The sequence below is a fragment of the Streptomyces sp. NBC_00091 genome, assembly GCF_026343185.1.
GTDB lineage: Bacteria > Actinomycetota > Actinomycetes > Streptomycetales > Streptomycetaceae > Streptomyces.
Genome location: NZ_JAPEMA010000002.1, coordinates 93,988 through 110,838, shown reverse-complemented (window position 1 = coordinate 110,838; position 16,851 = coordinate 93,988). Strand labels below are relative to the sequence as shown.

The 16,851-nt window shown below is 71.5% G+C and carries 13 protein-coding genes and 2 pseudogenes; 10 read left to right on the top strand and 5 right to left on the bottom strand.

Annotated elements, in window-relative coordinates:
• The first annotated feature begins 109 nt into the window (after positions 1 to 109).
• Positions 110 to 949, top strand: coding sequence for an IS5 family transposase (locus OOK34_RS28260; protein ID WP_267036988.1), 840 nt, complete (start codon positions 110 to 112; stop codon positions 947 to 949).
• 73 nt (positions 950 to 1,022) lie between these two features.
• A complete protein-coding gene (locus OOK34_RS28255; protein ID WP_323183500.1) occupies positions 1,023 to 1,397 on the top strand; it encodes a DUF6193 family natural product biosynthesis protein in 375 nt (124 codons plus the stop codon).
• Here the strand turns inward: OOK34_RS28255 and OOK34_RS28250 are convergent.
• The gene (locus OOK34_RS28250; RefSeq protein ID WP_267036987.1) at positions 1,300 to 2,052 is read right to left on the bottom strand and encodes a hypothetical protein; all 753 of its coding nucleotides are present in this window, start codon (positions 2,050 to 2,052) and stop codon (positions 1,300 to 1,302) included. The genes OOK34_RS28255 and OOK34_RS28250 overlap by 98 nt on opposite strands.
• A gap of 497 nt (positions 2,053 to 2,549) precedes the next feature.
• On the opposite strand from OOK34_RS28250, the gene OOK34_RS28245 reads away from it, so the two are divergent.
• The 3 genes and pseudogenes from OOK34_RS28245 to OOK34_RS28235 form a co-directional block, all read left to right on the top strand.
• Entirely contained in the window at positions 2,550 to 4,145 is a 1,596-nt protein-coding gene (locus tag OOK34_RS28245) for a N,N-dimethylformamidase beta subunit family domain-containing protein (RefSeq protein WP_267036986.1), read from the top strand.
• Between the two features lie 100 nt (positions 4,146 to 4,245).
• On the top strand, positions 4,246 to 5,559 hold the full coding sequence (locus OOK34_RS28240; protein WP_267036985.1) for an LCP family protein: 1,314 nt from the start codon (positions 4,246 to 4,248) through the stop codon (positions 5,557 to 5,559).
• A 216-nt stretch (positions 5,560 to 5,775) separates the two neighbouring features.
• Positions 5,776 to 6,104, top strand: a pseudogene (locus OOK34_RS28235) (GNAT family N-acetyltransferase); the annotation flags it as partial.
• 9 nt (positions 6,105 to 6,113) lie between these two features.
• Here OOK34_RS28235 and OOK34_RS28230 read toward each other — a convergent pair.
• On the bottom strand, positions 6,114 to 8,087 hold the full coding sequence (locus OOK34_RS28230) for an MFS transporter (protein ID WP_267036984.1): 1,974 nt from the start codon (positions 8,085 to 8,087) through the stop codon (positions 6,114 to 6,116).
• 271 nt (positions 8,088 to 8,358) lie between these two features.
• Positions 8,359 to 9,303 carry a LysR family transcriptional regulator gene (locus OOK34_RS28225; protein ID WP_267036983.1) on the bottom strand — a complete coding sequence of 315 codons (945 nt, stop codon included), beginning with the start codon at positions 9,301 to 9,303 and terminating at the stop codon, positions 8,359 to 8,361.
• A 117-nt stretch (positions 9,304 to 9,420) separates the two neighbouring features.
• Between OOK34_RS28225 and OOK34_RS28220 the strand changes: the two genes are divergently transcribed.
• The 3 genes from OOK34_RS28220 to OOK34_RS28210 all read left to right on the top strand — a co-directional run bounded on the left by OOK34_RS28220 (position 9,421) and on the right by OOK34_RS28210 (position 11,520).
• Positions 9,421 to 10,233, top strand: coding sequence for an inositol monophosphatase family protein (locus OOK34_RS28220; RefSeq protein WP_267036982.1), 813 nt, complete (start codon positions 9,421 to 9,423; stop codon positions 10,231 to 10,233).
• Between the two features lie 62 nt (positions 10,234 to 10,295).
• Complete coding sequence (locus OOK34_RS28215) at positions 10,296 to 10,940, top strand: NADPH-dependent F420 reductase (RefSeq protein ID WP_267036981.1); 645 nt, start codon at positions 10,296 to 10,298, stop codon at positions 10,938 to 10,940.
• A gap of 139 nt (positions 10,941 to 11,079) precedes the next feature.
• Entirely contained in the window at positions 11,080 to 11,520 is a 441-nt protein-coding gene (locus tag OOK34_RS28210) for a hypothetical protein (RefSeq protein ID WP_267036980.1), read from the top strand.
• Positions 11,521 to 11,843: 323 nt separating this feature from the next.
• On the opposite strand, the gene OOK34_RS28205 is transcribed toward OOK34_RS28210, so the two are convergent.
• Positions 11,844 to 14,396 (bottom strand): discoidin domain-containing protein, encoded by a 2,553-nt coding sequence (locus OOK34_RS28205; RefSeq protein WP_267036979.1) that lies wholly within the window; start codon positions 14,394 to 14,396, stop codon positions 11,844 to 11,846.
• Between the two features lie 377 nt (positions 14,397 to 14,773).
• Between OOK34_RS28205 and OOK34_RS28200 the strand changes: the two genes are divergently transcribed.
• Both OOK34_RS28200 and OOK34_RS28195 read left to right on the top strand, forming a co-directional pair.
• A complete protein-coding gene (locus OOK34_RS28200) occupies positions 14,774 to 15,100 on the top strand; it encodes a hypothetical protein (RefSeq protein ID WP_267036978.1) in 327 nt (108 codons plus the stop codon).
• Positions 15,067 to 15,165: pseudogene (locus tag OOK34_RS28195) on the top strand (IS5/IS1182 family transposase); the annotation flags it as partial. The gene OOK34_RS28200 and the pseudogene OOK34_RS28195, both read left to right, overlap by 34 nt.
• 163 nt (positions 15,166 to 15,328) lie before the next feature.
• Here the strand turns inward: OOK34_RS28195 and OOK34_RS28190 are convergent.
• Complete coding sequence (locus OOK34_RS28190; protein WP_267036977.1) at positions 15,329 to 16,741, bottom strand: aminopeptidase P family protein; 1,413 nt, start codon at positions 16,739 to 16,741, stop codon at positions 15,329 to 15,331.
• Between the last annotated feature and the right edge of the window lie 110 nt (positions 16,742 to 16,851).

Below are 16,851 nucleotides of genomic sequence, written 5' to 3'. Positions count from 1 at the left end.
GCGGGTGTCTTGGTCTGCCTGCTCCTGTTTCATCCCAGGACGCCGGATTGTGCGCCGTGTGCTTCGGGCGCCGGTCCGAGCGCCGGGACCGGCTGGGTAGCCCGGAATCATGCCTGAACGCCGCCGATACCCCAGCGATCTGTCTGATGCCCGGTGGGAGCTGGTCGAGCCGGTCCTGACCGCCTGGCGATCCGAGCGCCGCGGCCGCGGCCTGGACATCGGCCGGCCGCCCGACCACGACCTGCGGAGCCTGCTGGACGCGGTGCTCTACGTGAACCGCACCGGGATCCCCTGGCGCTACCTCCCGCACGACTACCCGCACTGGAACACCGTCTACGCCTACTTCGCCCGCTGGCAGGAAGAAGGCGTCTTCGACCAGCTCAACACGCTCTTGCGACGCCAAGTCCGCAGGCAGGAAGGCCGGGAGGAAGAACCGACCGCATGCGTCATCGACTCCCAGAGCATCAAGACGTCCACCAACGTCCCCGCCTGCGAGCAAGGCATCGACGCCGGGAAGAAGATCGTGGGCCGCAAGCGGAGCATCGGCATCGACACCGTCGGCCTGCTCCTGGCGGTCCTGGTCACCGCTGCGAGCGTGCAGGACTCCATCGCCGGCCAGACCTTGATCGAACGGGTCGCCGCCGACCATCCGACCGTCCGCAAGACCTGGGTTGACGGCGGATACCGCCAGCACCTCGTCGAGCACGCAGCCACCCTTGGCATCGACATGCACATCGTCCGCCGCGACCCCGCCACCAGGGGGTTTTCCGTCCTGCCCCGTCGGTGGACCGTTGAGAGAACGCTGGGCTGGCTGATGAACCACCGCCGCCTCACCCGTGACTACGAAGCCCACCCGCACCGCTCCGAAGCCATGATCCACCTCGCGATGATCAACCTCATGACCCGCCGCCTCACCGGCGAATCCACACGCACATGGCGCGACACCTGACGACGCACCGCAAACTTCAGCACACCGACCCGCGGGCAAGGGCTGTGGGTTGCTCTGGCAGGCGCCGCGGCGCATGATCGATGACATGAGTACGGAAACCGTGGTCGAGAAGACCTGGCGCATGTTGTTGGAGCGCCACCCTGATGCCCGCCGCGGGGATCCTGAGGTGATTGAAGCCGCGTTCGCAGAGTTGCGTCTGCGCCAGCTGTTCCCCTTTCCGAGCCACGGCTGCCTGACCTTTCACCGGAACACAGACTTCCCGTGGAGCAACGACCTTCCCTTCATAGCCGGCGGGGAGAAGACTTACTTGGTGTATGCCGCCGGCTACGCCGAAATCCTCGGCGAGGTGGCTACGCCCCAAGCGGCCGCCGCGCTCGTCGTCGCGCACCTCCCGAGCGACTGCGGGGCCGCCGTAGAGGGGCCCTGGCAGGGGCCAAACACGCCCTGAAATAGACCGAAATCAAGGGACAAAACGCCCTCTCAGGCGGCAGCACCGACGGACCCGGGCGAGGATTGAGCGACAGCGGGAACGTGGCGAAGCCGCCCGGCGGCGTCGTCTCCTCGGTCGGTCCACCGAAGGCCGACGACAGGGACACGACACGGTTGACCTTCGCGATGGTGTCGGTGCTTCCGGGAAGGACCGGATTGGCCGCGTACAGCGTCCGCCCGACGCGCTGCCCGCCAAGCGACTGGCCGACCAGGGCGACCTTGCCGTCCGTCGGCTTCGCGCGCGCGATGGCATCGTCGATGACCTGGCGGATGTCGCGGACCCAGACGTCGGTGCGTGCGAAGCGGACGCTGCTCGAGTGCGCGCGCCGCTCCCCGCCCAGCGGATTGGTCAGGAGCAACGTGCCCTGCTGATCGAGGGGGGAGATGACCGGGTTGTGGGTGCGGTCGCACCCCTCGGGGTGCGGGCAGGTGCCGTCCGGGAGGCAGGGCCTGAGGCTCGCGTTGGCGGGATCGTTCAGGCCGTCGCCGAACCGCGTGGAGTGGCCGTAGCCGAGCAGGCTGGGGGCGAAGGTGTCGATGCCCGCCCGGGCGAGCGCCTTCTGCACGCTGAGAGTTCCGCCCTCGGGGGCGGGGTGGCGCACGTCGAACGTCACCGAGCTGGTCCGCACTTCTCTGTGGGGGTCGGCAATGTCAGCTCCTGACTGCACTGAGCCCTTTGCGGCGCAGCGGTCCAGCACGGGGCACCCGTGACGCATCGTCCGGGATTCGGTCAGCAGCAGCCTGCGAGGCCGCTCGGCACCGTGCCAGGCGGGACCGGCCGAACGGCTTGCGGCTAGACCAAACGGCCCCGACACAGACTGGTCGGCGCCCACGCGTCCGAGCTGGTGTCCCCGTCCCGGCTGCCGCTGCACGTCCACAGCGCCTTGGGCGTGCGCAGTTGAACCCTTTCCTCCCCCGGCTGACGGTCGGTCACGTTCGCCGGACTGGTGGCAGAGGCCGGGACCGAGCCGCTGCTGCGGCCTGTCGGAGTCGCTGTGCCGTCGGGAGTCCGTACGGTGGCCGGGGCCGGTCCGGGCTCCATCCAAGGTCGTGACCTTCTGCCGCCCGTGCCCGGTGGAGCCGCTGTGCTGCCTGCAGGTGAGGAGTTGCCGTGGGATCGGGCGAGGAACGAGGTCGGACGGACTTCCGGCGCGGTGCCGGGCCTGCGCGCAGGCAGGTGCTCGGGCTGGCGGCGGCGTTCGCCGTCGCGGGCGTGCGGCCCGCCGCCGCCGCTGCGACACGGGACGGCGCGGGCTCCTTCGATGTCCGGGCCGAGAACCTCCGTACCGGCGCCGCGGACTGGCGGATCACGCACGCCGGGCCGTCGGGCGCGCTGGAGGGGTTCGCCGACCGCAGCTCGGTACTGCCCGGCGAGAGGCTAGCCCTGCGGGTGTCCACGACCGCAGCCGCCTACACCGTCTCCGCGTACCGCATGGGCTGGTACGGCGGTGCCCGGGCCCGCCTGGTGTGGCGTTCGCCCGCCGTGCCCGGGCTGCTCCAGCCGGCGGCGCGGGTCGATGCGGCCACCCGGATGGTGCGGGCCGAGTGGAAGCAGACGACGGAGGTCGACACCGCCGGCTGGCCGGAAGGCAGTTACCTGCTGCGGCTGGACGCCGTGGGGGGAGGGGTACGGGCGCAGCGGTACGTACCGGTGACGGTGAGGTCCGCCTCGGCGGTGGGCCGGACGGTCTTCGTCAACGCGGTCGCCACCTGGCAGGCGTACAACCGGTGGGGCGGGGCGGACCTGTACAAGGGGACGACCGGCAAGAAGGGGTCGCGCTCGCTCGCCGTCGCGTTCGACCGGCCCTACCAGGGCGGGCACGGGGCGGGTCTCTTCCTGACGTACGAGGCGCCGCTGCTCGCGCTGGCCGAGCGGATCGGCGTACCGCTGGCCTATGCGACGGGCATCGACGTGGCCCGCCACCACGGGCTGCTGGACGGCGCGGTGGCACTGCTCGCGCCGGGGCACGACGAGTACTGGAGCCCTGAGCAGCGCCGTGCGGTGACCGGGGCCCGGGATCTCGGCATGAACCTGGCGGTGTTCGGGGCGAACTGCTGTTACCGGCGCGTGCGGTTCGAGGAGTCCGCGGCCGGCGCCGACCGGGTCGTCGTCTGCTACAAGGACGACTACGCCAAGGATCCGGGTTTCCTGCGCGGTCTGCCGCCGACGAACGACTTCCGGCGCCGGCCCGCTCCGGAGCCGGAGAGCAGCCTGCTGGGGGTGATCTACGACGGGTATCCGGTCGACGCCCCCTATGTGGTGACCCGGCCGGACCACTGGCTGCTGGCCGGCACCGGGGCGGCCCGGGGCCGGTCCTTCGCGCATCTGGTGGGGGTCGAGTACGACCGGGTGGACCTGAGGTATCCCACCCCGCGGCCGATCGAGGTGCTGGCGCACTCGCCGGTGGTGTGCAAGGGGCGGGCCTCGTACGCGGACACCGTGTACGCCTCCCTGCCGTCCGGCGCCGGGCTGTTCGCGACGGGGACCATGCGCTGGGTGGAGGCGCTCGGCGCGAGCGGCCCGGGCGGTCAGAAGGCCAACCACGGGCTGGACGAGGCGGCCGGCGCGTTCACCCGGACCGTCACGGAGAACGTGCTGCGCGCCTTCGCCCGCGGGCCGGCCGGGCGGGAGCGGCCCGCCGTCGACAACCTGGCACTCCACTACGGGGCCGATGCCGCCCCGTCAGGAGCAGCCTCCGGCGTGTAGGCGGCCTCGGGAGGGGCACGGCCGCTATCGTCTGGCTTCGATCAGTGGACCGGCCCCGCGCCGCCGCGCCGGTCCGCCCCGACCACCCTTGGAGTGGGCGTTGCTCCGTCTCGCGACCGCACTGGCCCTGGTCACCACGCTGGTCTCCGGCGCCGCATGGGCGGGTACCCCGGCCGGCCCCTCCGATCAGGGGACGGGTACGGGTACGAACATCCTGGTCGTCGGTATCGACAGCCGCGCCGGCCTGTCGAAGGCGGAGAAGGAGCGGCTGCACGTCGGGGGCAAGGGCTGCAACTGCACCGACGTGATGATGCTCCTGCACCTGTCGCGGGACGGCCGCCGCGCCAGCGTGGTGTCGGTCCCCCGGGACTCCTACGTCGAGTACGCCGACGGCAGCGGGGCCCACGGCAAGATCAACGGCGCGTACGCCCGCGGTGGCGGCCCCCTGACGGTCAAGACCGTGGAGAAGGTCACCGGGCTGCACATCGACCACTACCTCGAAACGGGTTTCACCGGATTCGAACAGGCCGTCAACGGGCTCGGCGGGGCGACGCTGTGCACCGACAAGCCGCTGAGGGACGAGAACTCCGGACTCGACCTGACACCGGGCATCCACCACGCCGACGGCAACGGCGCGCTGCGCTACGTCCGCGCCCGGCACATCGAACGGCCCGGCGACCTGGGGCGGGTGCGGCGTCAGCAGCGCGCCGTCTCGGACCTGCTGACCCGGCTCACCCTCGAGGGCGCCCTGGCCGATCCCGTCGAGACGGCCCGCACCGCACGCACCCTCCTCAGATCGGTACGGACCGGCCAGGGCACCGGCCTGGCCGATCTGGTCCACATCGGGGTCACGCTGGGCCGGCTGAACCGCTCACACACCGAGTTCGCCACCGTCCCGATCCGGCTGTTCGACCACCGCGTCCCGGGCGTGGGTTCCACCCTGGTCTGGCACGAGGAGCGCTCCCGTGCCCTGTGGGAGGCACTGGCGGCGGACCGGCCGCTCACCGGGGACCGGCGGATCCAGCCCGTCCCCCAGACGCCGGCGCCCACCAACCCTGCCGGAATCAAGGTCCGGGTGGACGAGGCGGGCACGGCGGCGGCCTTGCGGGCGGGCGGGTTCGTCGTCGCCGACACCTCGGCATCGGCGCCGCAGGTCCGTCCGGCAGGGCCGGCCATGATCCGGTACGCACCCGGGCGCGAGGACGACGCGGCGACCCTGGCCGCCGCCCTGCCCGGCGCCCGGCGCCAGGTCGTCCCCGGACACGACGCGTACCTCGACGTCGCGGTCGGCGCACGCCCCGTGGACGTCAGGAAGGTCACCTACGACCGGAACACCGCCGAGGGCGCCCCGGTCACAGCCGACCACCTCGGCTGCCTGACCGCCCGTACCCGGCACACGCGCCCGCTTCGTTAGACCGAACGAGCAGGCGGCGGGAGAGGGCCGGGAGCGCCATCGTGCGGTCCGGCTTCCGCGAAGGTGAATCGATCCGACACTCCGAGCTCTTCCCGGCCCTACGAGCCGCCTCGACCTGTTCGCCGACGACCGGCCCCCGCCGTCGACCGGTGGCTGGAGCGAAAACTCGACGGGACGACCCCGGGCATCCGCGTTGCGAGGCAAACCGGCGAGCTCGCGCTGCTGTTCAAAACCGGATACCGGCGTGTCTTCAGCCTGGTAGAGCTGGAACTGGCCGATCTCCGACAGCTTCCCGACGAAAAGCCATTGCCGGCCGGCATCCGGATCGGTGCGGTCGATCCAAGCAACTACCGCACGGCCTGGAAGACGGTCGTCGATTCGTATGCAGGTGCTGCCTTCACCCAGAGGCGGACGTTCGAGAGCTTCCTTGCCACTGCCGACCCGACCTGCTGGCGGGCTGCTTGGGATGGGAAAATATGGCCGGGGTCGCCCTGTGCTCCATCCGTCGGCACGACCCAACTGTGGGCGAAGTCGAAGAACTGAACAAAGCACTACTAGAAGTAGGGGTGTTCCAGGGCGGCTACGAGCAGGGCGAAGGCGCCGATGTTGGCCAGGGCGATCGCGAGGAAGTATCCGACGTGTGCCTGGGCTTTGACGCCGGACGGCGAAGCCAGAGCTCCGGTCGTCCTGGTCTGCCACCACACGTAGGCCGCGAGCAGGATGACGGCGGTCGGAAGCAGCATGACGATGCCTGTGAAGTGCGGAACGGCCCCGCTGACTCCGGCGATGCCGCCGGCGCCGAGCAGCACCCCGCGCCCGTCGAAGCGAACGCCGATGCGACCCGGACGGTCGTGCACCAGGGCCGCCGCTGCGATCACGGCGATCACGGCGAAGGGGATTCCGGCAAACAGGCACCAACGCCAGCCGCTCATGGGCAGCAGCAACCAGAACGCCAGCAAGCCGAGCGCCGGGCCACCACCCGCGATCGCGACGTAGATCCCGAATGCCTTGCGGCGTTCCTGCGGGTCGGTGAAGGAGGTGGATACCAGGACCGGGGCGGACGACGAGACCAGCGCGGCGCAGGCGCCCTGCAGAGCGCGGCCCGCGATCCCCATGCCGGAAGAAGTCGCCATGCCGCCAAGGGCGGCGGCCGCCGCGAACCCCACCAGGCCGACCACCAGCATCCTCTTGCGGCCCATGAGGTCCGCGATGCGGGCGCCGAACAGCAGCAGCCCGACGAAGGCCAGCACGTAGGCGATGGGGATCACGTCCAGGTAGACGGTGGATGTCACCTTCACGCCGTCGAGGGGAAGCCCCAGATCCCCGCCGGCACCGTTCCACAGCATCACCATATTGGAGAACGTCGCATCGATCAGCACGACCAGCTGAGCCAGAGCGAGCGCCGACAGGCCCCACCAGCGCCGGGGAAGGGGGGCCTCCGGGTCCGGGAGGTGGGCTGGGGGCGTGGGTGTGCCCCGGACTCCGGGCGGCGAGGCCGGGGGCGCGCCGAAGCCGGGGGAGGTGCCGGAGTGCGCGGGGGCCGTCGGGACGTACGCGGGCGGCGAGGGCGTCGGCCGGGCAGGTTGGACGCGCGGGTCCAGCCGTGCGACGGGTGCACCAGGGGGTGCGGCAGGGGCATAGTCCAGCAGATGAGCGGCACGGCGGCCGAGCTGGGCCAGTACCGCCCCCGGCAGCCACTCACCGGCCTGGTCGGTCGCCGTGCGCGAGGCAACCTCCTGAGGGGCGGGCCGCTTGGCCGGATCCTTGTGCAGACATGCCCGTACGAGATCGACGAGCGAATCCGGTACCCCGGTCAGGTCCGCCTCCTCCTCGGCGATCCGGAAGAGGTGCGCGTTCAGGCCGCTCTCCGTGGCGCCGAACAGGAGGCGCCCGGTGGCGGCGTAGACGAGGAGCGCACCCAGACAGAACACGTCGGACGCCGGGGTGAGTTCGAGGCCGCGGACCTGCTCCGGTGACATGAATCCGGGCGAGCCGATCAGCATGCCGGTGCGGGTGTGCAGGCTGTCCCCGGCCAGGCTGTCCATCGCCCGCGCGATGCCGAAGTCGATGACGCGAGGACCGTCCACGGTGATCAGGACATTGGACGGCTTGAGGTCACGGTGGATCAGGCCCGCCTCGTGCACGGCCTGCAGGGCGAGGGCGAGGCGGTTGGCGAGGGTGCGGACCGACTGCTCGGGCAACGGCCCGAAGTCCTGGGCCACGACGGTGGTCAGGTCGGGCCCCGGGATGTACTGGGTAGCCACCCACGGCACGGCGGCCTCGGTATCGGCGTCCAGGACGTCGGCCGTCCAGGCTCCGCCTACCCGCCGGGCCGCGGCCACCTCGCGTGAAAACCGCCTGCGGAACTCGGGGTGCTGGGCATGTTCCGTTTGGACGACCTTGACGGCGACCGTACGTCCCAGGTCGGAGCGACCCAGGTAGACCAGTCCCATCCCGCCCGCGCCGAGGCGGGCGATCAGGCGGTACGGGCCTATGTGCGCGGGGTCCTCCCCCGTCAGTTGTTCCACGGTAGAGGTCAGCCCTTCAGGTTCCAGTCGTCCACGCTGCGCTGCGTAGTGAGTGCGGCGGAGGCGATCGCATGCTCTAAGAGGAGTTCGTCGTGGCCCATGTGGTGATCCCCCTGGATGGGTGCGGAGATCTCAAGGTAGAACAAAGATCGAAGGCTCCGACATGGATTGCCGAGTAGAGGTCAGATCCGTGGAGCCTGATGACTGGGAGGAACGGCCGCAACCGCGCTCAGCCCGGCATCTGTGATCGCCCCGTCCCATGTCCCCATCGTCACTGCTCGGTCCGGTTGGTGAGGGGCTGTTGAGAGGCGGTCGGTGGTGTGAATAGCGCCTGGACGGTTTCGGTGGCCAGCTCTCGCAGCCAGGTGTGGGCGCGGTCGTTGTCGTAGCGCTGGTGCCACAGCAGGTACAGGGGTACGTCGGGCAGCGGGAGTGGCGGCGGCAGTGTGGCCAGGCCGAGTTGTTCCCGGGCCGTGCGGGTGACCGCGTCCGGGAGGGTGACGACCAGGTCGGTGTCGAGGGCGAGTTGCAGTGCGAAGGCGGCGGTGGGCCCGGCGGCGGCGACGCGACGCTCGAGGCCGCGTGTGGTCAGGGCGTCGTCGATCGGGTCGCGCAGGCTGCCGCGTCGCGAAACGGTGAGGTGTTCGGCGGCTGCGTAGCGCTCGAGGTTCAGCGGGCCTTCGGCGAGCGGGTGGCCCGGTCGGACGGCGACGACGAGCCGGTCCCTCCCGACGAGGCGGTGGCGGATGTCGGGGAGCGTCGGAGTGCTGGAGCTCGATTCGAGGTCGACCTCACCCCGGCGCAGCTCGGCGTCGTCCGTCCCGGGTTCGGCGGACAGGCGCAGCCGGACTCCGGGGGCCTGGCGGTGGACGGCAGTGATCAGGGCCGTGCCGCATGCGGCGGTCAGGGCGTCGTGCCAGCGCACGGTGAACACCCGGTCCAGAGCCGCCAGGTCGAGTTCCTGCTGCGCGGACAGAAGTTGCTGGGCCTGCTGCACGAGGGCGTGGACCGGGGCGCGCATGGCCAGCGCCCGGGTGGTGGGGACCATGCTGCGGCCGGTGCGGACCAGGATCTGGTCACCGGTGGCCTTGCGGATACGGCCCAGGGAGCGGCTCATCGCCGGTGCGGTGACGTGGAGGCGTGCTGCCGCGCCGGCGACGCTGCCCTCTTCCAGCAGGGCGTCCAGGGCCGTGAGCAGGTTCAGATCCAGTTGCATGACAGTAACTCTACAAGTGACAAACATGCACTGGTTGTTAATGAGCAAGCGGCCTACCTTCGAAGTGCGGGGGAGAGACAACCGCCCCGCTTCGACCGATTCCCCAAGGAGCCCACCATGAGCACAGCCATGCCTTTCGACACCGACGGGACGCTCCTGTCCGCTGTGGCAGCTGCGGTGAAGACCGCCGGCGTCACGCTGCGCGACCGCTACACCTCGCACGCCCGGGGCGTGAGTCTGGACGAGGTCGTGGGCGAGATCCACGCCAACGACGACGCGGTCCTGGACGTGCTGCGGGAACCGCTGCTGCGGGCCCGGCCGGGGTCGCAGTGGGCCGAGGACGAGCTGGCCGGCGGCGCGCTCCCGCCGGGGGAGTGGTGGGTAGTCGACCCTGCCGAGGGCAACATCAACCACGTTCACGGCATGGACGACTGGGCCGTCACCGCCACCCTGGTCCGCGACAACCGGCCGGTACTCACCGTCGTCCACCTGCCGCTGACCGGCGACACCTACACCGCGGTCGCCGGCGGCGGCGCCCGCCTGAACGACCGGCCCCTGAAGGTGTCCGCCAAGACCGACCTGGGCGCCGCGCTCATCGGCACCGGTCAGGCCAAGCCCGGCGAGGACGAGCGCACCTTCCGGCGGATCGGTGACTCCGTCACCGCGATGCTCATCAACGGCCTGGTCGTACGTGTGTCCGTTCCTGCCACGATGCAGCTCATCCACGTCGCCGCCGGACGCATGGACGCGTTCTGGCAGTTCTCCGACGTCCGCTCCGGCCTGGTCGCCGGCGCGCTGCTGGTCTCCGAGGCCGGAGGCACCGTCACCGACCTGACGGGCGAACCCTGGAACACCGGCAGCCGCGACTTCCTGGCCGCCGCCCCCGGCATCCACGCCGCCGCCCTCGAGGTCCTCTCGCCGATCGCCTGACCGGGCACCTCCCCTCTTCCCACCCGAATTCCCGCCCGAAATCGCAAGGAGCGCACCACCTCATGACCAGCATCGGCATCCTGGGCGCCGGCCGCGTCGGCACCAACCTCGCCGGCAAGCTCTCCGCAGCCGGACACCACGTCACCCTCGGTGGCCGCAACCCCGAATCCACCGCCGCCCGCACCGCCGGACTCGCCCCGCGGATCGCCTTCGCCGACCATCGCACCACTGCCCGCACCGCGGACATCGTGATCAACGCGACGCCCGGCGACAGCTCCCTGGACCGCTTCACCGACCTGCGCACCGAACTCGCCGGCAAGATCCTCATCGACGTCTCCAACGCCACCCGCGACGACGGTGACGGCCTGCCCGGCGACCTGTGCTATCCCGGCAGCAGCCTCGCCGAGAAGCTCCAGGCCGTGCTCCCCGACACCCATGTGGTCAAGACCCTCAACACCATGCTTTTCATGGTCATGACCGCTCCCGAAACCCTGGCCACCCCACCGACCGCCTATCTCTCGGGCGACGACGAACACGCGAAGAGGACCGTCACCGGCCTGCTCGGCGACCTGGGCTGGCAGCCCGAACGGATCGAGGACCTCGGCGACATCACCACGGCCCGCGCCACCGAGGCCATGATCCTGGTCGTGCCCCACATCCTGCGCCGACACGGATTCAGGCCCTTCGCCGTCTCCCTGGCCCGCTGACTCACCAAGACCCTGGCCCGCGCCGCGCCTGTGTCTTTGCCCGCTGGTTGGCCAAGCGTCGCAGCGCTCGTTGGCCGGTGTTGAGACGTTGCCGGGGCCCTGGTGCGCGGGGCGGCGGCGGGGCAGGTAGTTTACTCGGGTGAGTCTCCTTGATGATGTGGCCGAGCGCGATGGCTGGCAGTGCTGGGTGTGTGACGAACCGGTCGACCCCGACGAGTCGGTGAACGACCCGCGGGGGCCCAGTGTCGACAGCCGGACCGCCGACCGGAAGGCCAAGATCGCCGAGCGGCTCGCGCACCGCGGGTGCAACACCCGCAAGGGTGCGGTCAAGGTGGTCATCGCCTGGCCGGAGCGCCTGTACGTAGTCGAACCCGCGCCGCTGATCACCGTTGCCGAGAGGCTGGAGCGCAAGGGTGGCCGCGAGATGGTGGGCCGGTGTCCGACCAGGAAGGACGCCCAAGAGGCGGCGGATTGGCTGGTGGACCGCTTCTCCCGACTGGTACCGGGGCTGCCGGTGACCGCCGACATCCAGGCCGGCGGCGGCCAGTTCCTCGTCATCCTGTCCACCGGCCGCCGCTGACCGGGGATCGCCCGCTGCCGGTCTGCTGCTGCAAGGGCCGCCGCCCCGGCTCCGTTCCAGTGGGCGTTGCGACACCCCGGCTCAAGGGGTGCGATGCAGTTCGAGATCCGGAATGACCGGAAGCGGCAGGGCCGGAAGAAGCTGTCTCAGGAGCGAGAGGCATGCCTTCGGCTCATGCCGCTGGGAGTGAGCGCCCGATGGGCGTGTCGCCAACGGTGGGGCAACGGGCGCAATGCCTCCGGTAAGAAGCTCCTTCTGGTGACGGGCGGCGGCCCGCGGCGCGGGAGGTGACCCGGCCGGGGGCGGCCGCCGTTGTCGTGCCGTCAGGAGACGGTGATGAACCGGGCGGTGCTCGGCACCCCTTGGGCGTCCAGGGCGAAGAGCATGTAGGTGCCCGGCAGGACCACGCCCTTGTCGGCCGGGATGGACACCGTGTACGTGCCGGTCCCCGCGGCCGTGGACACCATCGGGACCCGCCGCTGGTCGTTGTCCGTGGAGTGGGTCGCGGCCGCGGCCCGCATCAGGACGAAGGAGGCCACCGGCCCCTCGGCGGCGACGGTGAGCGAGGTGCCGGCGGCGGCCTGGGGCGGTACGCCGCCGGTGATGACGGGACGCGGCTTGGGCGAGCCGTCCGCGTTGAGCAGGTACGGCGGTGTGAACACGGCCCCGTCGGCGTGGTTGGTGGCGCAGTCGCCGCACAGGCCGCCGCCGCCGGAGAAGATCCGCCCGTCGGGCAGCAGGTTCGCCACGCTGTGGTAGTTGCGCGGGATGGCCATGGTGGCGAGCGGGGTGAAGCTTCCGGTCGCCGGGTCCCACAGCTCGGGGGTCAGCACGGACGTGGCGTCGCTGAACGGCACGGGGTATGCCTGCCCGCCGAACACGGCGACCTTGCCGTCGGGCAGGACGACGCTGTTGCCGAAGGCGCGGGCGTAGCCCATGTCGCCCGTGCGTGCGGCCTGGACCTGATTGCCGTCGATGCTCACGGTGTACGCGCGCCGGGTGGCGGGCGACTTCTCGTACGCGGGCGAGCCGCCCAGGGTGAGCAGCTTGCCGATGTCGTACGCGACGGCGTTGCCGGTCATGGCGTCCTGGCTGTCGGCCCGGGTGCCGGCGGAGGTGATGCTCCCGTTCCCGCCGGTCGTGATCCAGTTCATCTGCTTGCTCGGGCCCAGCTGGAGCACCTTGCCGCCCGAGGCGGCGTGCAGCCACATGTGGTTGTCGGCGCGGTAGGCGCCGGCCGGGTCGGCCGTCAGCGCCGGGGCGGCGGCGACGCCGGGGAGGCTGCGCCAGGTGCGGGTGTCCGGGGACCAGACCTCGCCGGCCCTGTCGCCCGTGGCTCCGCTCCAGGATCCGCCGAGGACGAAGGCCTCGCCGGTGGAGAGCAGGGTCATGGCCTGGTAGCCACGGGCGATGTTCATGCTGGTGGTCGCGGACCAGGCATCGGCGGCCGGGTCGTAGATGCTCGCCTTCTCCGCGTTGCTGCCGCCGGTGACCAGGACCCGGCCGTCGGCGAGCATCGCTATGCCCGGGCAGAACATGTCGTGGCCGGTGTTGTCGATGCGGCGCTGGGTGACCTTGCCCGTCTTCAGGTCCAGGATCGCGGTCTGGGTGTAGCCGTTGCTGCCGCCGAAGCGGTCGACCGCGTACGCCGACCAGGCCAGGAGTTTGTCGCCCGGCAGGACGGCGGTGGCCACCGGCACCAGGGGGAAGCCGGTGATCCGGTCCCAGGAGCCGTGGGCGGCCGGGCTGGCCGGTCCGCTCAGGCGTATCTCGGCGGCGGAGGTCCAGGGTCCGCGGTTGCCGGCCTCGCCGGTCACGGTCAGGCGTACGTAGCGGGCGTTCTCGGTGCGGGTGAAGGTCGCGGTCTTGACGGTGTCGTCGTCGCGCCAGTTGCCCGCGGAGACCGGTGCGCCGAAGGTGGTGCCGTCGGTGCTGGTGGTGATGGTGTACGCGCCCGCGCGACCGTTGGGGCCGTCGTTGCGGGGCTGGTAGACCAGGGCGGAGACGGCCGTCGTGCGGTGCATGTCGACGGTGATGCTGTGCGGCAGCGGGGCCGGGGTCCCGGACCACTTGCTGTGCCAGATGGTGGCGGCGTCCCCGTCGAGGACGTTGGCCGCGCGGCCGTTCTCCCCGGTGGTCTCCTCGTCGCTTGCCGCGGCCGTCCATCCGGTCCGGGGCAGGTCGACGGTGGCGGCCGGGGTTCCGGGGTCGCCGAGCAGGTTGAGCTCCGCGGCGGAGGCCCACGGGCCGCGCTTGCCGGCCTCGGTGACGGCGGTGAGCCGGACGAACCGGGCGCCCTGCGGGGCGAATCCGAGGGTCTTGGCGCCGGCGTCGTCCGCGAGGGTGCCGGTGGCGACCGGACTGCCCCAGTTCTGGCCGTCGGCGCTCACGCTGATGCTGTACTCGCCGACGCGCCCGTTGGCCCCGTCGGTGCGGGGCTGGTAGACGAGCGCCGAGACCACCGCCGTGCGGTGCATGTCGACGGTGATGGTGTGCGGCAGCGGGGCGGGGGCGCCCGTCCACTTGCTGTGCCAGATGGTGGCCGTGTTGCCGTCGAGGACGTTGGAGGCGCGGCCGTTCTCGCCGACGGTCTCCTCGCTGCTCGCCGTGGCGGTCCATCCGGTCCGGTCGAGGACGGGAGCCGTCGGCTCCATGGCGTTCGCCGGGGCCACGCCGTGGTGTGGCGACAGCTTCGCCGTCTGCTGGTCAAGGGCCCCCGGCGCCGGCCGGGGTGCCGGACCGTGGCCGGCCGGCCCCGTGCTCGCCACCCCCAGCCAAGGAGTGACCCCGACGAGCAGCGAGCCGAGGGCGAAGGCGATGAGCAGATGGGGGCGGCGTAACGCTCGGGCAAGGGCGCGGATGCCTCTGGGCTGCAATCGGACCTCCTGGGCGAACCGTGAACCGTGAAGCGCTGCGGGCCCCTAGAACATAGGTCAGCGCAGGTCAACTCGGCCGTCGAACAGAGGAGTTGGCGCGAACCCGCGCCGCTGCACGCGGAGCCGTCTCCTCCGCCGGACCCGGCGGTGGCGCGGCCCGCCACCTTCGAGTGGTGTCGCCCACACCCGGCATGTGAGGTTTCCAAGGCGCGGCTGGGGTCGGCTCTTCGATCCCCAGGACGAAACGGGATGCCTGCCTTGAGGCCTCAAGGGGAGACCTCTCAGTACGAGTCGCCGGGCACGGAATCCATGGGGCCGTTGTCGGAGGCGGGTGGCACCATCTGGGCCGGTGGTCCCATCAGCTACAGGGGGTAGGCATGGAGAGCACGACGACGTATGCGTGGCCGCGCGGTGCGGAGGTGGCGGACGGCGAGGCACTGGAGCGCTGGCTGGCCGGCCACGGCTGGGAGGTCGACCCGATGGTGTTCATGGCCGGCGGGCTGGGCCCGGCGGTCCAGGTCCGGCGGATCGGGTCCGGGCCGGACGGCGAGGCCGGGCTGCTGATCCTGCCGGGCGAGACGGTGGAGTTCGCCGGAGCCCGGATGCGGATCGCACACCGCACCCCGGCGGGCACCGCCCCCCGGGCCTGCGTCCGGGCGGCTCGCAGACGCGTCAAGCCCTCGGCCGGTCCCGAGGCGGGCTGACCACCAAGGTCCACCTCGCCGTCAACGGCCGGGGCCTGCCTCTGTCGATCGTGCTCACGCCCGGCGATGTCAACGACGCCACCAGGTTCGACAGGCTCGCCGACCGTTACCACGCCGGAGTCTTCCTGGCCTCGCTGAGCCTCTGGGGTTCCCGGGGGCCGACGGCGGGGACTCGCCGGCGCCTCGACGAGCGCCTCCGCCGGCGGTCCCCGCCGTCCCCGGATCCCGTCAGCCCGCGACGCGGGCCATCCACGCCTCGACCTCGTCCGCCGAGCGCGGCAGACCCGCCGAGAGGTTCTCGTTGCCGTCGGCGGTCACCAGCAGGTCGTCCTCGATCCGGACTCCGATGCCGCGCCACTCCTCGGGCACCGTGAGGTCGTCCGGCTGGAAGTACAGGCCCGGCTCCACCGTGAGCACCATGCCCGGCTCCAGCGCGCCGTCGACGTACTCCTCGTTACGGGCCTCGGCGCAGTCGTGGACGTCCAGTCCGAGCATGTGGCCGGTGCCGGCCATGGTGAAGCGGCGCTGCAGGCCGAGCTCGTAGGCGCGGTCCGCCGGGCCCTCGATGAAGCCCCACTCGACGAGCTTCTCCGCCAGGTACCGCTGTGCCGCCACGTGGAAGTCGCGGTACGCGGCCCCCGGCTTCACTGCGGCGATGCCCGCCTCCTGGGCCTCGTACACGGCGTCGTACACCTTGCGCTGCACGGGCGTGAACGTGCCGCCGATCGGCAGGGTGCGGGTGACGTCGGCGGTGTAGAGGGTGTGCGTCTCCACGCCGGCGTCGAGCAGGAGCAGGTCGCCGGGGCGTACCGGACCGTCGTTGTCGTTCCAGTGCATGATCGTGGCGTGCTCGCCCGCGGCGCAGATCGAGCCGTAGCCCACGGAGTTGCCCTCCAGCCGTGCCCGGCGGAAGAAGGTGCCCTCGATCCACCGCTCGGAGGACGCGACCGCCCGCGAGAGTTCGCCGACGCAGTCGGTGAAACCGCGCACGGTGGAATCCACCGCCTTGCGCATCTCGCCGATCTCCCAGGCGTCCTTGACGAGGCGGAGCCCGCTCAGCGCTTCCTCCAGTTCGGCGTCGCGCGCGGCGTCGGTGGTGACCGCGGCCTCCAGCGTGGAATCGACGCCGCGGACGATGCGGGTGGGCACGTCAGGAGTGGCGGCCAGGTCCTGCGCCGCGGTGCGGACGTCGCGACAGGACAGCCCGAGCACGCCCTGCGACTCGGCGAGGGAGCGGCGTCGGCCCATCCACAGCTCGGCGGTGTAGCCCAGCCAGAACTCGTCGGTGTCCCGGCCGTCACGCGGCAGCTGGTAGCAGTACGCGTCGTGGCCGCCGTCCGGGCGGGGTTCGAGGACGAGCGCGCAGTCGCGGGCCTGGTCCCCGGTCATGTGGACGTAGCCGGAGTACGGGCGGAACGGGTAGGTGTTGTCGTTCGAGCGGGCTTTGAGGTTGCCGGAGGGGATCACCAGCCGCTCGCCGGGGAAACGCGCGGAGAGCGCGGCGCGGCGGCGGGCCGCGTACGGGGCCTGCTCGTCGAGCGGGAGGCCGTGCCGTTCGGTGTCCGCCCAGCCCGTCCTCATCAGAGCGGACAGTTCCTCGGAGACTCCCGAGTAGAGGCCGTTCTTGCGACCCTTCGTCACGTCGTTCTCCTTCTTGCTTCTTCCGGATGGGGTTCGCCTGCCGAGAGGCCGGCGGCTTCCGGACGGTACTGCGGGACGGCACGCTCAGGAGGGCCGGCTGTGCCAGTGGC

Bases quoted from the DNA above. Each gene is read 5' to 3' on its own strand.
- OOK34_RS28220 (WP_267036982.1), top strand. From the start codon at position 9,421: ATGAGCACAGCCATGCCTTTCGACACCGACGGGACGCTCCTGTCCGCT.
- OOK34_RS28260 (WP_267036988.1), top strand. From the start codon at position 110: ATGCCTGAACGCCGCCGATACCCCAGCGATCTGTCTGATGCCCGGTGG.
- OOK34_RS28225 (WP_267036983.1), bottom strand. From the start codon at position 9,303: ATGCAACTGGATCTGAACCTGCTCACGGCCCTGGACGCCCTGCTGGAA.
- OOK34_RS28215 (WP_267036981.1), top strand. From the start codon at position 10,296: ATGACCAGCATCGGCATCCTGGGCGCCGGCCGCGTCGGCACCAACCTC.
- OOK34_RS28200 (WP_267036978.1), top strand. From the start codon at position 14,774: ATGGAGAGCACGACGACGTATGCGTGGCCGCGCGGTGCGGAGGTGGCG.
- OOK34_RS28255 (WP_323183500.1), top strand. From the start codon at position 1,023: ATGATCGATGACATGAGTACGGAAACCGTGGTCGAGAAGACCTGGCGC.